Consider the following 23,271-nt stretch of genomic DNA (forward strand, 5'->3'; position numbering starts at 1 on the left):
AATTTTTTTTAACCTCTTCTATTTCACAGAACCAGCTGTCATCCCTGCTACAATTTGCTTATTAAAAATCAGGAATAAAATCAGTGGTGGAATAGAGATTAATAGAACGTTAGTGAAGAGTAGATTCCATTGTGTAATGTACATACTCATAAAGTTATAAAGTGTTAACTGTAAAGTAGCATTATCTCCACCTGGGAAGAAATACAACGGGTTCACAAAGTCATTGTAGATGTTAACTGCAGTTAATACGATAACTGTCGCCGATACTGGTTTTAACAGCGGTAAAATGATATTGAGGAATAAGCGGAATTTTCCACACCCATCAATTAATGCAGCTTCATCAAGAGATTTCGGAATCGTTACCATAAACCCTCGATACAATAAAATCGTAAACGGCAAATTAAGAGCCACTTCTACAAGGACAATACCTGGCATCGTTTTGAAAAGTCCGATTTCTTGTAACACCCAAATGGTTGGAACAACGGCTGGAGGTACAATTAGACCCGCTAGAATAAGAAAGTTAAAGAATGGCGTCCACTTTGATACTCTACGCTGTAGAATATAACCTGCAGCAGCACCAAAGAGGATTAAGAGAACCATAGAAAACCCTGTAATCATAATGCTGTTAAAAAAGGCAGTCATTAGCATACCATCTCTCGCGGCTATTACCTCTTTCAAGTTATCAATCAGATGAATCGTACTTGGCCAATCCATATTTAACAAGGAAGATTCTTGTCTATCCTTAAGCGAGTTTACAATGACAAAATAAAATGGAATACCAAAGATCACAAGTGTTGCAAGAACAGCAAACGTTTCAACAAAAAATTTCACAATCTTTTTGCGTGTCTTCACATAGCTTTTCTCAGTGGTTATAGGCTTTGTATTTACGTTAACCTGGCTCATTACAAATCTACCTCTTTTCTATTGAGATAAGCATATAGTGGGAATGCTAGTGCAGAAACGAGTACAAATAATATAACGTTACCAGCTGTAGAAAGACCATAGAAACCAGCTTGGTACTGCTTATAAATGATCGAAGCAATCAAGTCTGTCGTAAAACCTGGCCCACCTTTTGTCATTGCCCAAATTAAATCGAAGGTACGCAAACCTCCAATAAATGAAAGAATGATTACAGTATTCATTGCTGGGCGGCTAAGTGGCAGAATGATACTTTTAAATTTATGCCATGCATTTCCACCATCAATCATTAGTGCCTCATAATAATCTTGCGGAATGGACATGATCCCCGCAATAAAGATAACAGTTGCGATCCCAACACCTTTCCAAACATCAACAAATGCTACTGACAAAAGAGCAATACGTGTATCTCCTAACCAGTCAGGACCAATAATACCAAGTGCATTAAGAGTCACATTAATAATTCCTTGAGAAGGATGCATCATCATTGTGAATGCAATACCAACAGCAATCGTACTTAATAGTGTTGGAAAGAAGATCATTGAACGAATAAAACCAACTGTCCTTAACTTTGTACTTAAAAAGATCCCAAGTAATAGACCAATAACGACCTTCAATGTACATGTGACAAATGCATAAATGATCGTGTTTTTAAATCCTATATTTAAAGAAGGTTCTGTTAAAAACGTTCTAAAGTTTTCAAACCCGATAAACTCCCAGTCAGTTAGTGTCCACCATGTCATACTGAAAAAGAGAGACATTATTGTTGGTAACAAAAAGAAAACAAAATAAACGATTCCAGCAGGTAGTAGAAAATAATATGAATACGTTCTTTTCGTAAATGTATTCACCCTGGTGCACCTCTTTCCTGTCTTATTATAAATTTGACCCTGCTAGAAACTAGGCAGGGTCAAATTAAGATCATTAATTATTTTTACCAGCCTTCAAGACCTAATTGTTTAGCTTGTTTTTCAACATCTTTGTCATACAATTCAGCACCTTCTTTAGCTGTGCTAATTCCACTACCAACTTGTGTTGTAATTTGCTCTAAGTTCGGGCCTTTAACTGGGCTTAAGAATTCAAGAGCAGGAGCATTATTTCCATTTTCAAAATACTGAATCATATCTTTTACTGCTGGATAAACATCTTCAGGTAACGCTACACCTTCAATTGCGAATGGACCATCTGGTTTTACTACTGAAGTATATAAATCAATTCCCTCTTGAGAAACATAGAATTCTAAAAATTTCTTCGCTGAATCGATTTTTTCACTATTTTTATTAATGAAAATTCCAGCTGGCATCCATACTGTTAAACCATTAACATCTGCACTGTCACTTGGTTGTGGGAAGAATCCGATATCTTGCATTTGATCAGGATAGTTTGCTGCAATATTAGCTAAAGCGAATGTAATCATTGGATAATGTGCACCTGTACCATCAGCTAACATCTTTAATCCTGCATCATAACCAGTAGCAAGGAAATCTTCGTTCATGTAACCATTTGCAAATACTTCTTCTAGCTTCTCAAAACTACGAAGAGCAGCAGGTGTCGTCGCAATCTTTGCCTTGTTTCCTGTAAAATCTTCAGCAAAAGTTGGGTTCTCTGCAAGGACATTATAGTTGTCTGCAAGATAGATAACTTGAGATGTCCAAGTATCCTTAAATGTTCCAATTACTGCTGTTTTCCCAGCTTCTTTAATTTTTTCGTTGTTAGCCATTAACTCATCCCATGTTGTTGGTACAGTAAGGCCAAGCTCTTCATATACCTTTTTGTTATATAACCAACCACCAGCATTTGTTGGTGTACCAGGAATACCAAATACTTTTCCATTTCCTGAAACAGCTTCTTTGTAACCATCAATAATTGTATCCATAAATGGTTCACTTGTAAGATCCACAAAATTTTGCTCTGGGTTTAGCGCTTGTAACTGTGATCCTGAGTTATTCCAAACTAAATCTGTCATATCCCCAGTTGCCAAACGGGTTTTGATGATGTTATCACCCTCTACCCCACCAGGGCGAGTTTCAATTTCTACTTTTATATTATTCTTTTCTTCAAACCCATCAATTACTGCTTCAATTCCAGCCAATTGGGTTTGGTTGTCAATTAAAAATGTGATTGTTTCCCCTTCATCACTTTTAGTACCACCAGAAGCTTCTTCCTTGTTGCTACATCCAGCCAGAACACCAGCTACTAATGCGCCACTAAGTAATAGTGAGACAAACTTTTTTCTCTTGTTCATCTTTTTTCCCCCTATAGAACTATTTTTGATCACTTAGGAGCTATTAGTCTATCTCCTTGTGATACTCTAATTATAAGCGCTTACATCTATAGTTATAAGTGATGCATTTTTTGGAATGATATCCGATTTTTTTGGGAGCGTTTACAACAACAAGAAAAATACTACACTTATTACACGCTAATTTTTTTAAACTGTGTTCTTGAATTGCCCTGGTTTTATCCCAACATATTTTTTGAAGACTTCTGAAAAATGACGAGGACTATGATACCCAACTTTTTCACTAACTTCTGCCACTTTGCAACCCTTATTTAATAAATCCTTTGCTCGCTCCATTCGGAAACTTGTTAAATACTTGATATACGATTGATTCATCTCTTCTTTAAATAATAGACTAAAATAGGTCGGGTTCATCCCAACATAATCGGACACCTCTTGAAGTGTTAGATCTTTGCTATAGTTCTCCTTCATATAAGCACAAGCCTTACTGACGGAAATGTGTTTTGTTAACTGACGAACATTATTACTCCAATTCACAAATAACTCCATTTGAGCTTTCAACCAACTAAACATTTCCTCTTTCGTGTTTAATTTTCTTATTTCTAAATGTGGAAAATAGTCATTCAGTTTATCATTATCCTTGTCTATCCCTCTTGCTACCTCGATTCCAAGATAAACTAGTTTTAATATTTCTCTTTCCAAAACTTGAGGATTAAGACGTTCGGTCTTTACTTGATTAATAAACAATTCAAGATGTTCCTCTAATCCTACTTCGTCCCCTGTACGCAAGAAGAACAAGATATTTTCCTCTTGTTTAGAGAGATTACTAGGAAGATGCATATCCCCTCCGATATCATCAAAACTAGTCCACTCTTCATCCAGAAATGTTCCATATCTTAACGCTTGCTTCGCTTCTTTATAACTTTTTTCGATATCTACTATGCTACTGTAAGTCCTTCCAGCGCCTACGTATACCTTACTTTGCTCAGACCAATCTTCTATTTCTTGAAATAAGCCAGCAATTTCATCTTCTAAATGAAAGATAACTAGCAAATGCGCTTCACCATTATGCAGGGAGACAACGTGGTAAGAAGGGTCTCTATCTATGTACAGAGGTTTTTCTGTAAGTGCCAGGACAGTGACGCTAATTACTTTTTCAGCTATTTGACCAAACAACTCCCTCCACTTTGATTCCGCTTTTACTCCAGACAGTAGCAAATCTAATGTTGCTTTTTCGAGTAGTTCCTCTTTATTTAATTCCCATTGAGATTGTAATTTTTGCTGATTCATTTTTTCAATAATTCTCTTAATAGATTCCTCAATCATATCAATTGTAATTGGTTTTTCTAAGTAATCGGTAACTCCAAGTTTAATAGCCCTTTTAACATATTCAAATTCATTAAACCCGCTAAAAACAATACATATTGTTTCTGGTTTAGATTCCAGTATTCTCTCAATAACATTTAAACCATCCAAGCCGGGCATTCGAATGTCTGAAAATACAATATCAGGATTATATTCTTCAAACACCTCTAATCCTTCAATCCCATTTGTTGCTGTTGCAACGATTTCAATCCCAAATTTTGCCCAATCAATCATCTTAAAGCCTTGTAGAACAATATATTCATCATCAAATACAACTGCCTTTAACATTCATTAGCCCTCCTTAGAATGGATCGGAAATCGAATTTCCACAGTGGTTCCAACTGAAACCTTACTAGAAATGGTGAGTGAGCTTTCTTTTCCATAAAATAACTGTAATCGTTCAATTACGTTTGTTAGCCCATATCCTTGCTTGGTAGCGTTTAGATCCTCAATTCCTATACCATCATCACTAATAGAGAATAGTACCCATTGATTTTCGATTTTTCCGGTTAATTTAATCGTGCCTTCTCCGATTTTTGACTCTAACCCATGATAGATTGCATTTTCAACAATGGGTTGAAGAAGCAATTTCAATATTCTTAGCTCTTTTAATTCCTCTTCTACATTTTCTTCATAGTGAAAGCGGTTATGAAATCGAATGTTTTGTATCGTTACATAGTGACTAATATGCTCTAATTCCCTTGAGACTGGAATCAAATCCTCACCACTGTTTAAGCTTAATTTAAAGCTTTGAGAAAGAGCTACGGCTATCTTTGCAATGTCTTGGTTGTTATTCATGATCGCCATCCAATAAATCGAATCTAATGTATTATATAGAAAATGCGGCTTAATTTGGGCCTGCAATGCACGTAATTCAGCCTCTCTCTCCTTTAATTGCGATTTAATCAGCCTCTCATTTAACTCTTTATTTTCAATCGTAATCTGCTGAAAAGTCTCACCGATTGTATGAATATCATCCTTTGCTGTAGATTCAATTTGATTCCTTAATCCCTTTCTCCATTCAAGTGTCATATTTTTCAATTTCAACAAAGGTCTAGTAATAGTGCCTGAGAGAATGAATGAAAAATACAAAACTACAAGTGCTATGATTGATGAGATCGATGCTGTTATGAGTCCTATCCTATCGGCCTGTTTCAATAGTTCCTCTTCATGGATCACATTTGTAAAAATCCAACCGGTGGTCCGATTCTTAAAGCTACTTGTTATAAACCCATTATTTTCAAAGTCATCTACATTCTTATTTTGTTGAAACGTCTGCGGAAATTGATACAAGATACTCTTTTGAATACCGTTAGGATCGACAACCATAAAAGTGCTATCATTGTTTTCAGTAAAGACTCTTGAAAACATTGATTTCTTTATATTGACTACCAACAAACCAATTACCCGAGGTTCAAATAAACGATTTGGATCTTTAAGTAATTTAACAGAAGAAAAAGTATTCGTTGAATGGCTAGAAAGCACATTGTGACTAAAAAAGATTGGCCTCCCTTTTGCTTCAACACTACTTTCATACCAATCCTTCAAGGAAAGTCCTTTATATGTTTCACCATTTTCAAACTTGCCAATGCTACCTGAATTTCCGTAACAGACTGTACGAAAGTTGACATCAAACAAACAGACAGAATCAATATATTGTGTATCAATTAAATAATTTGATAATAAATCCTGGATTCTGTCTGTTGTAACTTTATCTAATACTGCGCCTTTATCTCCAGCCCCTTCGAACTCGGAGCTACTAATTAACTCCTGACGCACTTCCTTACTCCAGGAAATAAGACGCTGCATATTTGCAATGTTTCGAAATAATAAATCAGCTGCTTCACTTGAAGTTTGAAGGTGATTATATGTCGTCTGGTACTGATTTTTCACTAACGTGTCTTTGGCTATGTTATAAGAGATTAATCCAAGTAATAACAGGGGGAAAATAGAAAGGCACATCATGAAAATAAAATATTTATACCTCTCCCTTTCATTTTGAAAGCCTTTTAAAAATTTCATATATAAATGCTTCATTTAGACTAATCCTACCTTTTGGAGTAATTTATTAAATTATAGCAAAATTCCGAAACATATATTGAACTTTCTTGTATGAGCATCTCTACTTTTCGGTATCGTTAATAATTCCTTCATTTGCGAAAGTTTAGTAGGGCCTTTTCAATCGTAATCTCAAAAAAAAACAGAACACTTGGATATTAGAACCCACGCGTTCCGTTTTCTATTGAGTACTTTTTAGTGTGCATTCCTCAAGGTTAAAAAAGATACACGAGAACCGTCCCCGTTTACCTCCTCAAAAATAAAGAATTGGCCCCTTGTCTCTCATGGACAAGGGGCCAATCTCCATCGCTCACTATTAAGCTCTTTGTTTACGTGTCATTACATCAAAGATAACTGCAAGTGCTAGTACTCCACCACGAATCATATATTGAGGAGCAATACCTACTCCTAATAAGTTCATTCCATTTGTCAATGTTGCCATAACAATTGCACCAATAACTGCTCCGGTAACTTTTCCAACACCACCTGCTGCAGATACACCACCAACGAATGCCGCAGCGATTGCATCAAGCTCAAACAACGTACCAGCTGTTGTCGTTGCTGATTGTAAACGCGCTGTAAATAGAATACCAGATAATGCGGAAAGCATACCCATTGAACCAAAGACAATAAACGTAATTTTGCTTACATTAATACCTGTAAGATGAGCTGCTTCTGGGTTACTACCTACTGCATAAATATGACGTCCAAGCACTGTTTTCGTTGTTATGAAATGGTAGATTAGAACGACTAAAAGAATAACGATAACAGTCCATGAGAAACCATTGTAGCCTGCAAGAAGCCAAGTAACATAAGCCATAATTCCTGAAACAAATAACAACTGTAAAATAAAAATCGGTTTTGATACTACGTCAAATTCATATTTAATTTTGTTTTTACGACTAGAAATTGCACTATAAATGTAAAACAAAATTCCAACTAAACCAACAAGTAATGATAATAAATGTAATCCACCTACTTGCGCAATTGAAGGGATATATCCGTTACCAATTGCATTAAATGCATCATTATCTACAATAATCGTACCCGTTTTTTCTGTTGCCATCAGGATTGCGCCACGATAGATGAGCCATCCAGCTAATGTGGCAACGAATGCGGGAATTCCTACTTTTGCTACTAATACACCTGTAATTCCTCCAGCACACATACCAAGAATCAATATAATTGGAATGACGATATAAACAGGCATACCAACCTGCATGAGGAGAATTGCTGCTATTGCTCCAAGAAACCCAGCTAAAAATCCGATCGATAAGTCAATATGTCGGATAACAATTACAAGCATAACACCGACAGCTAAAACAGCAATATAACCTGCTGAATCTAGTAAGTTACTAATATTTCGTGAGGACATGAATAGTCCGTTCGTAAGGATTTGAAATGTGATCATAATAACAAATAATGCAATATACATCCCATAATCACGAATATTATGCTTTACAAGTCCTTGTAGTTCTTTAATATATTTCATACATGTCTACCTCCTATTGCGTCGCAAGTTCCATAATCTTTTCTTGGTTCGCTTCCCCTGAAGACAATTCTCCTTTGATTTCGCCTTCAGCCATTACATATACGCGGTCGCTCATACCCAGAACTTCACCAAGCTCTGATGAAATCATGATAATGCTCATACCTCTATTGATCAGTTCATTCATCACTGTATAAATTTCAAATTTTGCACCAACATCAATACCTCGTGTCGGTTCATCTAATATTAATAGTTCGGGACCAACAAATAACCATTTCCCTAAAGAAACCTTTTGTTGATTTCCACCACTTAATTTTCCAACAAGCTGTTGTAGTGATGGTGTTTTAATTGTTAACGATTCTCTATATCCTTGTGCAATAACAATCTCTTCATTTTCATTCACAACACCCTTAGGTGAGATATTGTTTAAATTCCCAATCGAAATATTATTTTTTATATCTTGTTGTAAAAATAAACCGTCACCTTTTCTATCTTCTGTTACATAAGCAATCCCTGCTTTAATGGCTTCACTTGGATGTTTTAATTTAACAGCTTGCCCTTTTACAAATAAATCTCCTTGTATCTTGTACTTTGCTGCATTTCCAAAGATACTAAGTGCTAGCTCAGTTCGCCCTGAGCCCATTAATCCAGCTATCCCAACAATTTCTCCTTTTTTCACATGAAGATTTACATTATTGGCAACGTTTCGCCCAAGCTGTGGATCGTAAGCTGTCCAATTCGTTAATTCAAGGATATTTTCACCAATGTCTTTTTTTGGTCGTTTTGGATAAATATCCTCAATTTCACGACCAACCATGTTTTTAATAATGGCATCTTCCGTTATTTCACCCTTTGAGCCATCTAATGTACAAATTGTTTCCCCATCACGGAGTACGGTTGCTTTATCTGCAATTGCGGTTACTTCTTTTAATTTGTGGGAAATCATGATTGAGGTGATCCCTTGTTTTTTTAATTCAAGAAGTAGTTCCAACAAGTTGGCACTATCATCTTCGTTTAGTGCTGCAGTTGGTTCATCTAAGATAAGTAGTTTTACTTCTTTGCTTAATGCTTTTGCAATCTCGATCAATTGCTGTTTCCCTACTCCTAAATCTTTAATTAATGCTTCGGGATTTACTTTCAAGCCTACTTTATCTAACATTTTTTTTGCTTCAGCGATCGCTTTATTCCAGTTCATCACGCCGCCCTTTTGAATCTCATTACCTACAAATATATTTTCATAAACGGAAAGATCCGGGAACAGAGCTAGTTCTTGGTAGATAATCGCAATTCCTACATCCACACTATCAGTGATTTTGTTGAACTGTTGAACATTGCCATTATAAACAATATCACCTGAATATGACCCATGCGGATATACACCGCTTAGTACTTTCATTAATGTCGACTTACCTGCACCATTTTCTCCTACTAAAAAGTGGATTTCTCCTTTTTCAACTTTAAAATTGACATTAGAGAGCGCCTTCACACCTGGAAATTCTTTTGATATTTGGTTCATCTCTAAAATATATTCGCTCATCGTTCTGCCTCCTTAACAAGACAACTTTACAATTGGAGGAATGAGCATTAGACGTTATGCTAACACTCATTCCTATGCATCTCTATTTTTCTATTATTCTAATCCAGTAAATTCACTCTCATCGTAATAACCAGAGTCAACTAATTCTGCTTTCACGTTGTCTTTGTTCACTACGATAACGTCTGTTTGTTTTGCTTTTACATCTGTTGCACCGTTATCGTAAGTTCCCGTAGTTTCTGGAGTATTACCATCTAAGATTGTAACTGCCATTCCCATAGCATCTTCAACTAATGTACGAACATCTTTGAATACTGTCATAGATTGTTTGCCATCAATAATATATTGGATAGAAGCTTTTTCAGCATCCTGACCAGTGATCACATAGCTAGTGATTGCACTATCTGATCCGAATACATCAGCAATTGAACGAGCTGTACCATCGTTTGGAGCAAGAATCGCTACATCACCTTTGAATTCAGCAGCTGCAGCTGTTAAGTTTGTTTGTGCTTTGTTTTTTGCTTCGTTTGGATCCCAGTTTGTTGTAACCTGACCTAAAATTTTACCCATTTCATCTCGACTTAAAGTTGCTTTATCTTTTAATGCTTCAGCTTCGCTAGAGTTAGCGATTACAAATGTACCATCAGCAATTTTTGGTTGAAGAACACTCCAAGCACCTTCAAAGAATAAGAATGCGTTGTTATCAGAAGATGCACCTGCGAATAAGTAAAGTGGAACACCAGAACCTTGTGCATTATCAACTAAATATTGACCTTGTGCTTGACCAACAGCAATGCTGTCAAATGTTACATAATAATCAACCGCGTCTGTATCAGTGATTAAACGATCATAAGAAATTACTTTTATTCCTTCTTTCTGTGCTGCTTCTACTGCAGAACCAGCTGCCGGACCATCGTGAGGTGCAATGATTAACACATCGATCCCTTTATTGATTAAAGTTTCTACGTTTTCTTTTTCTTTCGCAGAAGAACCTTGGCTAAATAAGATTTCAGTTGTATATTCAGAATCTTCTAGTGCTGCTTTAAATCTTGCTTCGTCTTGAACCCATCTTGGCTCATCCTTTGTAGGTAGTACGATACCAACGCTTACTTCAGTTGCACCACTACCATTTCCACAAGCTGCAACAAAAGTTAACATAAGTGCTGCTAATAAAACACCGAAGAACTTTTTACCTTTTTTCATTCTATTGAACCCCTCTCGAAATCTGTTTTTGTTTTGTAAATGCTTACAAGATAACTATATCAGTAGAATTTGAAGGTGGAAACGCTTACTAATAGTACTATTTTGTTATTCACCTGTACTTTTTTAACTTATTAAAAATATACTAGCTCGGGTAGAATAATAACTACCTGTAATTATTCGGAAATGAAAAAGCCTAAATACACAAGAATGTGTACTCAGGCTTAGAACTTTTTTAACTTTTTTATATAAATAGACGATGATTAAGCAATTCAAGCATTACTCCTTCAAATAAACATCCTCTCTCTTATGGAAGTGATCAGCAAGTATTGTTTCTTCTATATTAGTTTGATCAACGACAATGGGTGTTAGGAGGATGGATGGTACCTCCATTTTCCCGTTGTTTACTTTCATTACATTCTCAACTTCCTCACCCTTTGCTAACTTAATCGCTAGCTCGGCCGCTAACTCAGATAGTTCTCTAATCGGTTTATAAATGGTCATCGTTTGTGTTCCTTGGACAATACGCTGAACTGCAGCAAGCTCGGCATCTTGACCGGCAACTGGAATTTTCCCTTCGAGCCCACGTTCCTTCAATGCCTCCACGACTGCACCAGCCGTTGCATCATTGGCCGCAATCACTGCATCAATATCGTTATTGTTCGCATCTAACGCCAGCAACATATTTTCTTTCGCATATGTTGGCATCCAGTCTTTCGTCCATTGATCAAACACAACGGTTATATCACCTTTATCGATTAACGGTTGTAATACTTCAAACACACCTTTTTTGAACATATGAGCATTATTATCCGTATCAGCACCACCAATATAAACATACTTCCCTTTTGGCATAATACTTGTAATTGCCTTTGCTTGAAGAACACCAACTTGTTCATTATCATAGGACACATACATGTCAACTTCTGCATTTTTCACAAGACGGTCATATGATAACACCTTTATCCCAGCAGAATGTGCTTTTTTGACAATGGCTGCAGTTGATTCTGCATTATGTGGCACAATAACTAATACGTCAATCCCTCGACTAATCATTGTTTCCGCTTGCCAAATTTGTAGAGCATCATCACCATGAGAAGCCATTACTTCAACTTCTGCCCCTAGAGCCCTGATGGATGCCTCGAAAAGGTCTCTGTCCTTTAGCCAGCGTTCCTCCATTAATGTGTCCATCGCAAAACCAATTTTCAGTGGATTGTTCGTCATTTCTTCTTCGTTTTCCTTGTTAGCATCTGTCTTTGGTGGTGTCTCTGTTTCGCTTCTCTGGTTGTCTTCGTCTGTACAAGCAGTGAGAAGTAAAAGTAAAATGAGCACCATTCCTATATTGAATAAGAGCAATAACTTCCTCATTGGACTCTCTCCTTGTTGTGTTCATATAAAATAACTTTTCTTACGAAAATAACTTTTTCCGATATTCCTTTGGAGAGACATTACATATCTTTTTAAATACTTTACTGAAGTAATTCGGATCATGATAGCCAACTTCAAACGTAATTTCTTTAAGGCTTTTCGCTGGGTCTCGCATTAATTTCTTCGCTCTTTCAATGCGACAGTCAGTTAAAAAGTCAATGTAGTTAATGCCAAGCTGCTCTTTAAAGATTCTACTAATGTAAATTGGGCTTAAACCTACTTCTCTTCCAATCATATCTAAAGATATATCTGAATGAGCATGATCTATAATATATTGTTTTATTTGTTGGATTGTATCAGCCTCAAGTTCAGCGTAATGCTCTTCGTAAGACTTACGCATCCTTTCTAATAGATGACGCGTTTCTGAACGCAGTTGTCTGAAATCCGTTGATTGATATGAATACAATGGAACATCTGATTCTACCCCCATCTCACTTAAAACGCGAGAAGCCATCCAAAATAGCTCCATTACGCGTTGTTTAACTTGCTCTAGAATCATACCTTCTTGTTCTAACCGATCAATAATGAAGGATATTTCCTGATGAATTTTCTCCCATTCTCCGTTCCGGATCCGTTCAAAATATAGTTCTTCGTTTTCCTTCATCTTTTGCTCGTCTATGTTAGGTGTAATTGCTTGAAGATCTGCATAAAAGCGAAATTTCCCCGGAGTGGTTGTATCTCTCGTCGCTATTAACGATTCCTGGTACGACTGCCTAATTTGTCCTAGGCTGTTATATACATTTCCAATCCCTATAAACCAACCTATATCTCCATCTTTCTTAGCTAATGTCAAAATATCCCTTGCTAATAATATCGCTTGCGTCCGGAAAGATTGCTCTTTCTTGCGAAACACGATAATTGGTAGTTGACGTCCATATAAAGCACCAATCCATGCACTACCTGTTTGATTCACTTTTTCTTTTACTGCTGAATAATAGGTTTCAAATCCTTTAGGCACGATTAAACTAATGACAAACTTTTCATCTGTTGCTTGAATATCTAACAGCTCCATTAGCTCAGCTAAGTGGACTTCATGAACATGATCAAATAACAGCTGGGTTACAACATCTGTTTCAAACAAGGACATTGCTTTTTGGAGTGTATTTTCTTGTTGTTTATTCGCTTCTACTACTCGTTGCTCCTCGCTAATCTGTGAGAGTATCGTTTCAACAGATTCAACAATTTCCTTCACACGACTTGGTTTTACTAAATAGTTAACAACACCTAGTTGCATTGCCTCCTTTGCATAATCAAATTGTGCAAAGGCAGTTACTAAGATAAATTTAATCCGAGGGTTGTCTGATTGCATGTTCTTAATCACTTCGAGTCCTGTCATACCTGGCATTTGAATATCCATAAACACTAAGTCTGGTTTATATTCTTCTGCTATTTCTAAAGCGATTCTTCCATTTTTCGCTTGTTGAATGACAATATTTGAAAAGTGCTTCTCCAAAATAGTCTGTAGCCCGTCACGTTCCACTTGTTCATCATCCACGATTAGTATTTTTATCATGCTCTTCAAGCCCCCTATCTTTCAAAAGATGAATCATTACTTTCGTACCACTACCCAGCTTACTTTCAATTTTCATTACTTCTTCACTTCCATTGAAAAGGCGAAGACGTTTCACCACATTACTTAAGCCAATTCCGGTGGCATGCCCACTAGTGGTGTCTTCCTTCCCTTCTAAAATCTCCTGAATTTTCTCTTCTGTCATACCAGGACCGTTGTCTTCTACTTCAATTGTGACCTTAGCTCCATTATCTTTGATACGAAACCAAATCGTTCCTCCTTCCTCTTGTGGCTCAACCGCATAGATGACGGCATTTTCAACAAGAGGTTGTAACGTAAGACCAGGAATAGCAATAGAAAGGCATGATTCATCTATCTCAGTCACAAAATGTAGTCGATCGGTATAGCGTGATTTTTGAATATCAATATATTGTTTTAACACGTTAACTTCATCAAATAGTGTCATCGGCTTATCCAAATGCTTTAAATTATACCTTAACAAACCGGCAACGCTTACAAGTAGATCACTCGTTTCTTCTGACCCTTCCATATAAGCCTTTTTCGAAAGTGTATTTAACGTATTAAACAAAAAATGTGGGTTTATTTGACTTTGAAGATGACGCAGCTGGCTTTCTTTTAAAAGAAGCTTGCTTTGTTGTAACTCTTTTTCTAGCTGTGCTTTATGCTGTATCTCGGAAATCAAATTGTTAATGTTCACACGCATTCGATCAAACATTTTTGCTAAAAAGGCAATTTCATCATGAGAATCTACCTCAACTTTTAAATCAAACCGACCTTTCGAAAGTTCATTCGCTGCACGTGTTAGCTTTTCCACGGGTTTTGTTATTCGAAGAGAGAACCAATAGGTAAACAGTAAAAGTAAAAATGTTATTAAGAGCAGCAACCAAAATCCAAGTCGCTTCAAATCTTCTGACTGATCCATAATCCCTCGATAAAATAAATCATACGTTCGTAGCTCTAAATCAATTAATGTAAGAGTTCTTTCAGAAATAAAGTTGGAAATATGTGTTGCTTCTTTAAACGCTGTCATCGAGTATTCGGTTTCCTCCTCTGTTTGGAAAAACACCGATCGTTCAACTGTATCTACAAGACTATCAATCAAATTTACATAGTTTGTTAAAGCTAATTCGTTTTCTACATTTTTAAATAATGTAACTTCGTGTTTCATCATTTGAATTTGTTTTTTATTCTCATCAATTACTTCAAAGTTCTCAATAGACGGAATTAGTAAATAGTTATTCAGAGCTGTTACTGTCTGCTGACTTTTCCTTGATATTTCATTCATGATTAAATATCGTTCAAGAATAGCATTATATTGATCAAGCATCTTTTGGTTATAGTATATGAGTGAAACCCACGTTATCGCCATAATTAACAGGACAATAATCGCAAGTCCCCAAATTTTCTTTTGTATGCTGTTCATTGTTCGTCCACCTGTTTTATCATTCGTATATCTGTAAGATAGCCATCCAAATTAAGTGGTAAATTCTCTTCGTTTAACCAATTCATCATTAATTCAACACTAAGTGTTCCCATCATTTCAGGAGACTGTTCAATCATCCCATCTATCTTCCCTTGCTCTAGTAGGGATACTGAGGCAAGATCATCATCAAACGAATAGATATAATACGTTTCAGCGTTTGAGCGTCTGTCTATTTCCTCAACAAGATCATCAGCAAACTTAGCATTCACCGCAATGAAGGAATCTACATTTGGCATTCTGTTTAGTAGATCCTTTGTCGTCGCAATCACTTGTTCTCTCGAATCTTCCGTTTCTGCTTCAATTAACTTCACATTAGGATATTCGGAAAGAAAGTCTTGAATTCCCTTTAATCGTTGTGTTTGGTAATACTCCTGTGTACGATCAAGCATCAGTACAACCTCACCCGATACTCCCATATCATGTACGAGCTGCTCGGCGATTAATCTACCTGCTAAATACTGATTAGAACCCACGTATGTTCTACGTAAGCTTTCAGCCATTGGCACATCATTCGCAACCGTTATGACAGGAATTCCGTAGGAAGCTGCCGTAACCTTTGTTAGTTCTTTGAATTCATTTGTATCAAGCCCTTGTACGATAATTCCATCTACCTGTGAATAAATCGCAATTTCTATTTGCTTTAGAAAGTCTTCTTGATTATTTCCATAGCTTCCCCATATCTCGAGTCTTGCACCATCCTTCTCAGCCTGCTGTTTTGCTCCTACACCAACTTTATCCCAAAAAGGCGTGTCCAACTCTTGAGTGATTAAAACAATGCGATGATCAATGAGCTCTCCAGTAGATTTCTCTGGTAGCTGCCAGTCATCATCAAGTACTGCTAATGCTGACTGAAACGTAAAATAAAACAAAATTACGCATATGGTAACGGTTACAAAAGTAACGATTTTTCTCATGAAAGGTAACTCCTTATGTTAGTTATTAATCAACTAATCTTCATTATAGCAGAAAGACTATTGCTAGAGGGACTTGTGTATGGCAAAATAGGATTGGAATGATTTTACAAAAAAGCTACATGCATAGGCCCCTTGTTCTACAACCAAAGTATGATAAGCCACGATATTAAATAAGTGAAAGGATCGTGTAAAAGTGGAAATTAATAACAATTTCAAAGTCATACCTAATGATCTTAAAGGAAAGCAAGTTGAGGATGTTGCTATTACCACAACTGCGGTAGTCATTAAATTTACAGACGGTACGTTTTTTGACATTTATCACGATCAAACAAAACAAACATTAAAAACTTCAACAAATAAGTTAGAGGGGTAAGGCGTACATCACACTAATATGTTAAATAACATCTAAAATAAACAGAACGCTTGGAATTATAAAATCTCCATTCGTTCTGCTTTTTCTATGGTATGAATTAGTTTACAACCCTTAAGGTCAAAAATGATACCTGAGAACCGTCCCCATTTCCCATTATATTTTAAATCGATTCAATAGCTGTTTCAATTCTTCAGCGAATTGGGCGGTTTGTTCAATTGATGCTGTAATATCTTGTATTGAAGATAATTGTTCTTCAGAAGAGCTAGCTACTTCGTGAATGTATTTAGTCGACTCTTGTGTTTTATGTGAGTTATCATTGATGACTCTTTCGACATCTTCTACTTTAGATAGCAAGTTTTCAATTTCAATAAAGATTTTATCTACTTCCTTTGTTGATTCTTTTGAAGACTGATACACATCATGTAAACTTCCATTGACCTCTTTTAATTTTTCCATCCCTGTTCCAAATTGTTTTGTTCCAACTTCCATTTTATGAACCGCATTAGACGTTTCTGTTTGAATTTCCTTCACAAGTTCAGAAATTTGTTTTGCTGACTGAGCAGATTCCTCGGCTAATTTTCGCACCTCATTAGCAACTACTGCAAATCCTTTTCCGTGTTCTCCTGCTCTAGCAGCCTCAATAGAAGCATTTAAAGCAAGTAAGTTTGTTTGTGCTGATATTCCAGTAATCATTCCAACGATATTGCTAATTTCAGATGAACGATTTCCTAAATTCTTAACAATTTCAGATGAATGGCGAACAGAGTCTTGGGTATCGGACATTTGACTTAACAACGAAATGACTTCCTCATTTACTTTCCCCACTTCCAAGTAAGACTTGTTCGTCTTCTCAGCTACTAGTGAAGAATGATCTTTAATTTCCGAGACACTTTGTGTGATCTCGTTAATAGATTCTAAATTTCTGTGATTTCCTTTTTCTTGTTCATTGGAAATCTCTGCTGCCACTTGAACATTTTGGGTAACCACTCCAGATAATTGAACCATTTCCTCAGCATGCTCTGACAGGACCGTTGTGTTCTCTGCCACAACTTCTCCTTTTTTCGCAATATCACCAATTAATACCTGCAATGTATCTAGTAGATTATTAAAACTATTTGCCAACTTCCCAACTTCATCTTTTCGATTAATACGTAATCTTTTTGTTAAATCTCCTTCATTATGTGCCAATTCCTCAATTTTATATGTCACTTCTTTAATTGGTTTTAATGATCGTAGATTTATAAAATAAATTAAAACCGCGCCTAACAGGATAAACGCAACTGTTATCATAATAAAGTAATTTAACAACGAATTCGCATCAGCATATGCTTCACTTGTTGGAACAGAAATCATAATTCCCCAATCCATTTCGTTTGCTTTGCTATAAAACACTAAACTATTCTCACTACCAACTTTTGTTTCAATTACTCCAGTTTGACCACTTATACTTTTTTCAACCAATTGGTCTAACTCACTATTTTCATAATCAGAAATATTCTTAGTTAGAGTATCCTCTTTGTTTTCACCTGCAACGATTGTACCATCACTCGTAAAAACTCTCACATATCCAGTTTCCCCTAATTTTATACTAGAGATAATATCGATAAGGCCTTCAATAGGATGTCCACTTGTGGCAACTCCGACAACTTCTTGATTTTGATTATATACCGGTGAAGAAGTTAAAATGATTGGCGCACCATTCAAACTCGGTGTTGCCGATGGGACTGGATTATATGATTTGGTCAGTTCTTCCATCCCACCTTTATAGTGTTCATATTCTTGAGCAGGTATTTTATTTCCACCTAAATATAAGAACCCGTCCGCACTCATATATGCGAATGAATCTGGATTCTCAATTCTCTCTGCAATTCTAGTACTTAAAGCATCCGCTTTTACATAGTCAGCTACTTTCAATTCCTCTGCTTCAGCTATGTATTCCAATGTTTCATTTTTCCCTTGAATCCAAATATCAATATTTGCCTTCACTGACTCAAGCTGACTATAAGCCTGCTCCTCAAAACGTTCATATAAAAACTCTTTTGCTTTCATATATCCAAATGCAGATATACTGATTGTGGATATTGTTATTAACAAACTAATAACAATCGTATTTTTCACTACTAATCTCATGATGACACTCCCCATTTTTATTAAGACTCTCTTTTAAAAAGGCTGATTTCGTATAGATTGTTGCTTGTAAAGCCGCAGGCTGAATACACTCCGCTTGATCAATGTTTTAACTACAAACTTTGAGAAAACTGCCTTTTAAAACACAAAAAACCACCCCTAAAAGGTGGATTTACATACAGGTAAAGCCATCTTATTAGGTAACCCAGCTGCCATCACATTTCTGCCTTAGGCCTGAAGTTTTGCGTCCCTACCTTTCGATAAGTTTGCCATTTTCTTTAAGTTTCAAATTATTACTCATATTACAAACTAGTTAATTTGAAATAGGTAAAATGCACTATACATGCCGAGATTTCTATTTTACACAATTATTGCTAAAATTGCTATATTTTAGTGTTGGTAAAAACCGGTTTATTTTACAAAAGTGTTATCTATACTACTAGTACGCTAACGTTTACTTAGGGTAGCACCAAGATTTAATAGGGATTGATTCCTACTCAAAAATATGAACAATCACACTTGATATATTAACAGTATGTAATAGTTAAAAGAATACAGTTAACCGTAGAATAGTGCTAATAAAATAAACTCAAAATCAGAGCTCTGCACGATACACTAATACTGTAAGCGCTTTTATATATAAAAAAAGGGGGGAATCACTAATATTTAGGAAGTACCTTTAATCCTATATCTGTTAAAGTATTTTCAAAAAAGGGAGGAAGAATAATATGTTAAAAAACAATGTTAAAACATTCTTATTCATTATCTTTACTGCGATACTATCACTTTCCTTTAGTGTTGGTGTATTTGCAAAGAGCGGGAATACCGAAACATCTTATCGTAGTGTTACAGAAATACACGACTGGGGTGCAGCGATTACAAAGTTAATTGTTGAAGTAGGTACACCAATTCCGAAGGATTCAGTTACAACTGAAACATTTAATGTGCATGTTAAAAGAAGTGATTCTCGATTAGCATCTCCTCTTTTAGAAGAAGGTGATCGAGAAGTGATAAATGCTTATGTCTCTGATAAAAATGGAAATCCTGCAACAAGAGGAAATTATGTAGTAGTAGAAATGAAAATCGGTCCAACTGTATCACTTGGCTCTCCTCTTAACTATTATGCTGGGTCTAACAACTGGATTGAGTCTGACTATACAATCACACAAGAGAAAGATATTACATTTAATTCTGGAAAGTCTGGTACCATTTCTGGATTAGTGATTGATACTTTTGCCGGAGAAACAAGAGTACTAGTTGATGAGTTTTCATCGGGTAGTGCAACTTATAACGATGTTACATTAACCTATGCAGATTATGCACCAGCAAAAGATAAGGATAAGAATCCATTAGTCATCTGGTTACATGGTGGCGGTGAAGGTGGTACTGATCCAACCATTCCATTATCTGCAAATAAAGCAACTAACTTTGCTTCTGATAGCATTCAGTCCTATTTTGATGGAGCTTATGTATTAGTTCCTCAAACACCAACGAGATGGATGGATGGGGTTACAGGAATAAGTGATGGAACTTCAATCTATACAGAAGCTCTAATGTCATTAATTAAGGATTATGTTGCTAATAATCCTGATATTGATCCAAATAGAATTTACATCGGCGGTGCTTCTAATGGTGGTTATATGACCATGGTAATGGTCCGTGATTATCCAGGATACTTTGCAGCAGCATTTCCTGTTTGCGAAGGTTTAGCTGATCGTTTAATTACTGATGAAGATATCCTAAAAATTGCACAAACTCCAATCTGGTTTGTTCATGCAAAAAATGATCCTATTTTACGTCCAGTTGATAATACAATTCCTACTTACAATCGTTTAATTGACGTTGGGGCTACAAATGTTCATCTCACTTTATTTGATGATGTTCATGATACTTCTGGCCTTTATAAAAATGCAGATGGCACACCATATCAATACTTTGGTCACTTGTCTTGGATATATGTTTACAATAACGATGTAGAAACAACAATTAGTGGCCAAACAACAACTCTGATGGAGTGGATGGCCGCACAGTCAAAATGAATATGATAGTAGATTAATAAAGAATCACTAAAAGATGCAAAGCCTCGGACATTATCTTTAAATGTCCGAGGCTTTTACATGTTACAAATGGCTTATTAAAGAGCTTATACAATATAAAAGATAGAGGATCGGCTTAACTCCTCTATCTTTGTCCGATTAATTTAATTTAGATAGCTCGTCGAACGCTACATTTGGTTCTAGAGCATTATTTACCTCTTCAACTACTATCTCTTTATCAACTTTAATGGTTGTTGTGCCTTTAATATTTTCAGATGATGCACCTATCCTAACCTCGTACACTCCCTTTTCAACAATCCACTGATCCTTCTCTGAGTCAAAGGATGCTAAATCCATTGCATCAAGTTCAAATGTAACTAACTGACTTTGATTAGGTTTTAGTTCTTTCGTTTTATCAAAAGCTCTTAATTCGATTTCTGGCTTTTCTAGCTCTCCATCTGGAGCTGAGACATATAGTTGCACAACTTCTTTCCCTGCAACATCACCTGTATTTTTGATGTTCGCAAAGACAGTAATAGTATCCTTGAATTTCCCACCTTTGTTGACTCTTACATTACTATACTCAAATGTTGTATATGAGAGCCCATACCCAAACTCATATGAAGGCGCAACATCAAAAGTTGAATGATAACGGTAGCCAACATAAATATCTTCTTCATAAACAACCTGTGTTGGATTCTCTGCAGGCGTACCTGGGAAGTTAGAAGCTGATGGCACATCACTATATTGTTTAGGGAATGTTGTTGCTAACTTTCCAGATGGATTCACATTACCAGTTAACACATCTGCAATTGCATAACCTGCTTCTTGTCCTGGTTGCCAACCAACTAGAATAGAGTCTACCTTATCCTTCCAGCTTTCAACCTCAATTGGACCACCGATATTTAATACAACAGTTACCTTTTTTCCTGCTTCATGATAAACAGTTGAAATGTTTTCAATCATTTCTTTCTCTGTATCAGTTAACAGATAATCACCTTCAACATGTTGACGGTCAGCAGATTCTCCTGAATTGCGATCAATGACAATAACAGCTGTATCTGTGTCTTCTTGTACCTGAGTGATTTCATTAACTTCTAATGGTTTTTCAGGGATAATCGGAATTTCTTTACCAAAATCCTCGCCCCATGGACTTGGCTTAATCTTGTATTCATCCTGTTGTCTTAGTGTATCAATGTAATCCTTATAATCATTTACTAAGTCCTCCTGCAGCTGATACCCTGCTTCGGTTAATCCATCCACAATTGATACTGTATAGGCAGCATTTACATCACCACTACCAGTACCACCCTTTACCGTCTCAATTTGACCATTTCCAAAGAGGGCAACCTTATTTTCCTTCTTCAATGGTAATGCCTTATCTTCATTCTTTAATAACACCATTCCTTCAGCTCCTGCTTGTCGAGCAACCTTGGCATGTGCAGCTAGATCAGGAGAATCTGAGTTTGCATAATCCTTAAAATTAGGAGATTTAACAACAAATTCTAGTATGTTTTTAACATTACGGTCTAGGAGACTTTCATCAAGACTACCATCTTTCACTGCATTTATAATAGCTGTCGAGCTTGAAGGAAAGCCTGGCATAATCAAATCGTTACCAGCTCTCATCTGATCTACTGGATTTGTTCCCGCAAACCAGTCAGTCATAACGAAACCTTCATAGCCCCAATCATCTCTTAAAACAGTTGTAAGAAGTTCCGTGTTTTGTGAAGCAGGTGATCCGTTTAATAGATTATAAGAACTCATAACGGCCCAAGGATTTGACTCCTTCACTGCAATCTCAAAACCTTTCAAATAAAGCTCTCTAAGAGCTCTTTCTGAAACAATCGTGTCAATTGTAAATCGATTTGTTTCTTGGTTATTAGCTGCAAAATGCTTAACCGTTGCTCCCACTTCATTTGATTGTATGCCATTTACAAGTGCAGCCGTCATTTTACCAGTAATTAAAGGGTCTTCTGAAAAATACTCAAAATTTCTTCCATTCAAAGGGTTACGATGTAGGTTTAAAGCAGGTGCAAGTAAGATGTCCACACCATACTCTTTTACTTCCTTTCCTTGTGCTTTCCCAACAGCTTCGATTATTTTTGTATCCCATGTAGATGCAAGATTTGTTGCAATAGGGAAGGCAGTAGCATAATAGGTTTTTGTTTCACCTTCTCGGGTTGGACTAATTCTTAAACCAGCTGGTCCATCCGCAAAAAACATCGCAGGAATTCCGAGTCGTTCGATTGCTGGTGTACCACCTACTGCACCTGCTACTGAAAGCTTAGGTATCCCAAAAAGTCCTGGCATACCAACACCAACGACAATTTTAGCCTTTTCGTCAAGTGTCATCGCTCCGATTACTGCATTAATAGAAGCAGCATCAATAAGTTTTGGAACCTCGTTGTGAACTTGAACTGTATTACCTGTAGAGTCATTTGCAAAAGAAGTCGTACTATAGCCTAAACCACTAATCGTAACTCCAGCAGCAAGTGCCATCGCTAATAGTCTCTTTCTCTTTGCTTTCTTCATTTTCTTCAGCATTAAGATTTCCTCCCTTATTTAAATAA

General features: G+C 36.3%; 16 protein-coding genes and 1 riboswitch. Of the genes, 2 read left to right on the forward strand and 14 right to left on the reverse strand.

Features of this window, described 5'->3' with window-relative positions:
• Positions 1–18 precede the first annotated feature (18 nt).
• The 12 genes from BLQ56_RS02600 to BLQ56_RS02655 form a co-directional block, all read right to left on the reverse strand.
• Entirely contained in the window at positions 19–903 is an 885-nt protein-coding gene (locus BLQ56_RS02600) for a carbohydrate ABC transporter permease (RefSeq protein ID WP_090849602.1), read from the reverse strand.
• Positions 903–1,769: a carbohydrate ABC transporter permease gene (locus BLQ56_RS02605; protein ID WP_090849604.1), complete on the reverse strand. Its 867-nt coding sequence runs from the start codon at positions 1,767–1,769 to the stop codon at positions 903–905. Before BLQ56_RS02605 ends, BLQ56_RS02600 begins: the two co-directional genes overlap by 1 nt.
• An 83-nt stretch (positions 1,770–1,852) precedes the next feature.
• Positions 1,853–3,163: an ABC transporter substrate-binding protein gene (locus BLQ56_RS02610; protein ID WP_090849606.1), complete on the reverse strand. Its 1,311-nt coding sequence runs from the start codon at positions 3,161–3,163 to the stop codon at positions 1,853–1,855.
• 186 nt (positions 3,164–3,349) lie between these two features.
• Positions 3,350–4,813 carry a response regulator gene (locus BLQ56_RS02615; protein WP_090849608.1) on the reverse strand — a complete coding sequence of 488 codons (1,464 nt, stop codon included), beginning with the start codon at positions 4,811–4,813 and terminating at the stop codon, positions 3,350–3,352.
• Between the two features lie 3 nt (positions 4,814–4,816).
• Positions 4,817–6,562 (reverse strand): sensor histidine kinase, encoded by a 1,746-nt coding sequence (locus BLQ56_RS02620; RefSeq protein WP_238457144.1) that lies wholly within the window; start codon positions 6,560–6,562, stop codon positions 4,817–4,819.
• Between the two features lie 337 nt (positions 6,563–6,899).
• On the reverse strand, positions 6,900–8,075 hold the full coding sequence (locus BLQ56_RS02625) for a sugar ABC transporter permease (RefSeq protein ID WP_090849610.1): 1,176 nt from the start codon (positions 8,073–8,075) through the stop codon (positions 6,900–6,902).
• 13 nt (positions 8,076–8,088) lie between these two features.
• The gene (locus BLQ56_RS02630) at positions 8,089–9,609 is read right to left on the reverse strand and encodes a sugar ABC transporter ATP-binding protein (protein WP_090849612.1); all 1,521 of its coding nucleotides are present in this window, start codon (positions 9,607–9,609) and stop codon (positions 8,089–8,091) included.
• A gap of 93 nt (positions 9,610–9,702) precedes the next feature.
• Positions 9,703–10,809 (reverse strand): sugar ABC transporter substrate-binding protein, encoded by a 1,107-nt coding sequence (locus BLQ56_RS02635; protein WP_090849614.1) that lies wholly within the window; start codon positions 10,807–10,809, stop codon positions 9,703–9,705.
• Between the two features lie 276 nt (positions 10,810–11,085).
• Positions 11,086–12,174, reverse strand: coding sequence for a sugar ABC transporter substrate-binding protein (locus tag BLQ56_RS02640; protein WP_090849616.1), 1,089 nt, complete (start codon positions 12,172–12,174; stop codon positions 11,086–11,088).
• Positions 12,175–12,214: 40 nt separating this feature from the next.
• Positions 12,215–13,747, reverse strand: a complete 1,533-nt coding sequence (locus BLQ56_RS02645; protein ID WP_090849618.1) for a response regulator — start codon at positions 13,745–13,747, stop codon at positions 12,215–12,217.
• The gene (locus BLQ56_RS02650; RefSeq protein WP_090849620.1) at positions 13,722–15,188 is read right to left on the reverse strand and encodes a sensor histidine kinase; all 1,467 of its coding nucleotides are present in this window, start codon (positions 15,186–15,188) and stop codon (positions 13,722–13,724) included. Before BLQ56_RS02650 ends, BLQ56_RS02645 begins: the two co-directional genes overlap by 26 nt.
• Complete coding sequence (locus tag BLQ56_RS02655) at positions 15,185–16,162, reverse strand: substrate-binding domain-containing protein (RefSeq protein WP_090849622.1); 978 nt, start codon at positions 16,160–16,162, stop codon at positions 15,185–15,187. The genes BLQ56_RS02650 and BLQ56_RS02655 overlap by 4 nt, the downstream gene beginning before the upstream one ends.
• A gap of 193 nt (positions 16,163–16,355) precedes the next feature.
• On the opposite strand from BLQ56_RS02655, the gene BLQ56_RS02660 reads away from it, so the two are divergent.
• Positions 16,356–16,535 carry a hypothetical protein gene (locus tag BLQ56_RS02660; RefSeq protein WP_090849624.1) on the forward strand — a complete coding sequence of 60 codons (180 nt, stop codon included), beginning with the start codon at positions 16,356–16,358 and terminating at the stop codon, positions 16,533–16,535.
• Between the two features lie 153 nt (positions 16,536–16,688).
• Here BLQ56_RS02660 and BLQ56_RS02665 read toward each other — a convergent pair whose 3' ends face one another.
• Positions 16,689–18,665 (reverse strand): methyl-accepting chemotaxis protein, encoded by a 1,977-nt coding sequence (locus BLQ56_RS02665; RefSeq protein ID WP_090849626.1) that lies wholly within the window; start codon positions 18,663–18,665, stop codon positions 16,689–16,691.
• Positions 18,666–18,858: 193 nt separating this feature from the next.
• Positions 18,859–18,943: riboswitch (cyclic di-GMP riboswitch) on the reverse strand.
• A 447-nt stretch (positions 18,944–19,390) separates the two neighbouring features.
• Here BLQ56_RS02665 and BLQ56_RS02670 point away from each other — a divergent pair.
• Positions 19,391–20,701: a prolyl oligopeptidase family serine peptidase gene (locus BLQ56_RS02670; RefSeq protein WP_090849627.1), complete on the forward strand. Its 1,311-nt coding sequence runs from the start codon at positions 19,391–19,393 to the stop codon at positions 20,699–20,701.
• Positions 20,702–20,857: 156 nt separating this feature from the next.
• On the opposite strand, the gene BLQ56_RS02675 is transcribed toward BLQ56_RS02670, so the two are convergent.
• Positions 20,858–23,245, reverse strand: a complete 2,388-nt coding sequence (locus BLQ56_RS02675) for a beta-glucosidase (RefSeq protein WP_238457145.1) — start codon at positions 23,243–23,245, stop codon at positions 20,858–20,860.
• Positions 23,246–23,271 lie beyond the last annotated feature (26 nt).

Origin of the sequence: Litchfieldia salsa (assembly GCF_900104555.1) — a bacterium.
In the GTDB taxonomy this organism is placed as follows: Bacteria; Bacillota; Bacilli; order Bacillales; family Bacillaceae_L; genus Litchfieldia; species Litchfieldia salsa.